The organism is Bradyrhizobium sp. Leo78, from assembly GCF_059512425.1.
In genome coordinates this window covers 1-395 of record NZ_JCAMOT010000269.1, presented here as the reverse complement: position 1 = coordinate 395, position 395 = coordinate 1, and the positions used below count along the sequence as shown (strand labels likewise).

At 56.5% G+C, this 395-nt stretch carries 1 pseudogene; it reads left to right on the top strand.

Features of this window, described 5'->3' with window-relative positions:
- Window positions 1-191: 191 nt before the first annotated feature.
- Window positions 192-395, top strand: a pseudogene (locus AC5ZG1_RS44625) (exopolysaccharide biosynthesis protein); the annotation flags it as partial.

The window sequence follows — 395 nt, the reverse complement described above, 5'->3', positions numbered from 1 at the left end:
ATGAAATAATCATTGCCTGCCTGCCGTTTCTCTGGCCTTCAGCGTCTGCTCGCACTGTTGGCCAAGAATTACAAGACTTGATGCATCTGCCTGGCATGGGCTTGCTGCGCAAAGGAGCGATGGTCGAACGCAAATAGCCGCCGACAGGTCTTCTCATTGATTTCCTATCCCTTAAGTCATTCAATTGGCATATTGCGCGGCCAAACTCGGACCCTGCACTTCCATCATCTACCGGTATCATGAGCATCGAAAACGCCGATTCCAACAGACGCAGAAGACCCCGCCCGCCACGTCCCCAAGGCCGCCGCCTCTCAGCGGTCCTGCGGCAGCTGGCAGGCGACCGAAGCCGGGAGTGGATTTCGATCGGCGATCTGTTCGAGACGATGGGTGACAGG